At 36.4% G+C, this 2522-nt stretch carries 3 protein-coding genes; all 3 read left to right on the top strand.

Features of this window, described 5'->3' with window-relative positions; translation table 11 throughout:
* On the top strand, positions 1-196 hold a 196-nt coding region (locus tag Q7J67_04120), incomplete at its 5' end, for a hypothetical protein (GenBank protein ID MDO9464465.1).
* A 104-nt stretch (positions 197-300) separates the two neighbouring features.
* Positions 301-1299, top strand: coding sequence for an AAA family ATPase (locus Q7J67_04115; protein ID MDO9464464.1), 999 nt, complete (start codon positions 301-303; stop codon positions 1297-1299).
* Between the two features lie 46 nt (positions 1300-1345).
* On the top strand, positions 1346-2401 hold the full coding sequence (locus tag Q7J67_04110; GenBank protein MDO9464463.1) for a 3'-5' exonuclease: 1056 nt from the start codon (positions 1346-1348) through the stop codon (positions 2399-2401).
* Positions 2402-2522 lie beyond the last annotated feature (121 nt).

Below are 2522 nucleotides of genomic sequence, written 5' to 3'. Positions count from 1 at the left end.
ACGTAGGGCTCTATTTTGGGGCCTTGTTTTCTTTGTCTGCCGAAAACTCCAGCTTGGAATTGACATACTTACCAGTATAGTGTTTTTCTACAGCTCGATAAAAAAGTATGCATATACCGCTAAGGCAGAGCCATGGTGCCCGATTAGAAATCTAAGCAGTTGTTTATGCCGCGAAAGCCTCATTTACATGGGGTAGTACCCTCTGGTACAATTTTCAAGACGAAAAGTCTAAAGGTATTTTCTTGTCAAGGAATACTTGACAACTGCCGCTGAGGCATAAAGAAAGCATATGAAGAGAGTATGAACCTATTTAAAATTGAGGTTAGTATTGCAGATATTGAGGATGCTCTTTTTTATTTATCTCGTATTGATTCAATAAAAATTGAAGGCGGCTTCTTAGTGGTCTATAATCCTATGACCATCGAACGGCTGGAGGAAGATAATAAAAGAAGATATAAAATAGAAGATTATCAGAAGCTGGATCAGTTCTATGAAAATAAGGTACAGCAGATTCATATTGTAGGGGAATATGCCAAAAAAATGATTGATAACTACCGGGAAGCCCTGCAATTTGTAGAAGATTACTTCCGCCAGAATTATACTACTTTCCTGCAGAAGTATTTTAAAGGAAGCAGAGGAGAGGATATTCGGAGAAATATTAGTCCTGGGAAATTTAAGCAATTGTTTGGTGAATTGTCACCAACACAGTTGAGTATTATTAAGGATAATAAAAATAAACATATTGCGGTTTTAGCAGGTCCGGGAAGCGGTAAAACCAGAATTCTCGTTCATAAATTAGCTTCTCTGATTTTGATGGAAGATGTCAAGCATGAGCAGTTATTAATGCTCACTTTTTCTCGCGCTGCAGCTACTGAGTTTAAGAAACGACTAATAAAACTAGTTGGTAGTACGGCTAATTTTATTGAGATTAAGACCTTCCATTCTTATTGTTTTGATTTGCTTGGCAGAGTCGGTAATGCTGAGAAGTTTGAAAATGCAATAAAGGAAACGGTTGAGAAAATTCTCAATGGGGAAGTGGAGCCTAGCAGGATTACGAAGACAGTACTTGTCATTGATGAAGCACAGGATATGGATCAGGATGTGTTTAGCCTAGTGCAAACCTTAATGGCACAAAATGAAGATATGCGGGTAATTGTTGTTGGTGATGATGACCAGAACATATTTGAATTCCGTGGCTCAAGTGCAAAATATATGGGAAAATTTATGTTAGAGAATCAGGCCGCAAATTACGAACTATTGGAAAACTATCGCAGCAAAAGAAATCTAGGAATTTTCTAATCAGTTTTCTGGTTTGATACGAGGACGTTTAAAGAAAAATGAAACTGTGGCGCATAGTCAGGACAATGGAGATATAAGGATTATACGATACACTAATAACAATCTGCTTGTTCCCTTTATTGAAGATCTTTCTGGTACAGAGCTTGTAGGAAGTACTTGTGTGTTAACTCATACCAATGATGAAGCGCTTCAGGTGACTGGCCTGTTGTTACAAAAAGGAATATCGGCAAGATTGATTCAAACCAATGAAGGGTTCTATTTATACGATCTTGTAGAACTGCGATTCTTTTTGAAGCAATTATCTATTGATCCGACGACATCAATTATTAGTGATGATATCTGGAATACGGCAAAAAGGGCCCTCGTGAAGAGATATGGAAAAAGTGAAATACTGGATATTTGCAAAAAAATTATCCTGGATTTTGAAGCCATCTATCCGCAAAGAAAGTATATAACTGATTTTGAAGTATTTGTTAAAGAATCTAGACTAGAAGATTTTTATTCAGAATCCAGAGAAACTATTTTTGTATCAACCATTCATAAAGCAAAAGGCAAAGAATTTGATAATGTGATTCTTTTGCTTGAAAACTTCGAGATAAGCACAGAAGAGCAGAAGCGACAGCTTTATGTGGCAATGACACGTGCAAAAAACAACTTAACCATACATCTGAATAGGCGTTACCTAGATCATATTCAAGTGGTAAATTTGTCAAGATTTGAAGACAGGGCTCACTACGAATTGCCGGGAAAACTAGCTATGCAGTTAAGTCATCGAGATGTATGGCTGGATTATTTCATCGGACGGCAATATTTAGTTGAGTCCTTGCGAAGTGGCGATATCTTGCAGTATAAAGACGGGAAGTGGCTGACGGATAAGGGGATAAGTGTTTTCAGATCTTCTCAAAAGTGTGCAGAACAATTGGAGCGAATTGAGAAAAATGGTTATGAGCCCCAATTTGCCAAAGTTAACTTCATTGTATATTGGCGAAAGAAAGAAGAAGAACAGGAGATAAAGATTGTTCTTCCTGAATTGCATTTTGTAAGAAAAGAATTAGGATATGAAATAAATCAAGAAAAACAACTATTTTGGAAGATTTATTAGATTTTACATTAGAAAAAAAATAGCTGCAACCTGTGGTGGTTTTCTAAGAACGAATATGTCACCAGATTGTAACCATATTAGTTGAGAAGCAACTTATATTAATATATACTTAAGGCAAATA

The sequence above is a fragment of the bacterium genome, from assembly GCA_030652805.1.
Lineage (GTDB): Bacteria > JAHJDO01 > JAHJDO01 > JAHJDO01 > JAHJDO01 > JAHJDO01.
Note: the sequence above shows the minus strand (reverse complement) of the source record. Positions and strands in the feature narration are given on the sequence as shown.

What these genes read in the sequence shown, in the direction of transcription:
- Q7J67_04115 (MDO9464464.1), top strand. Translation starts at nt 301, where the DNA reads ATGAACCTATTTAAAATTGAGGTTAGTATTGCAGATATTGAGGATGCT.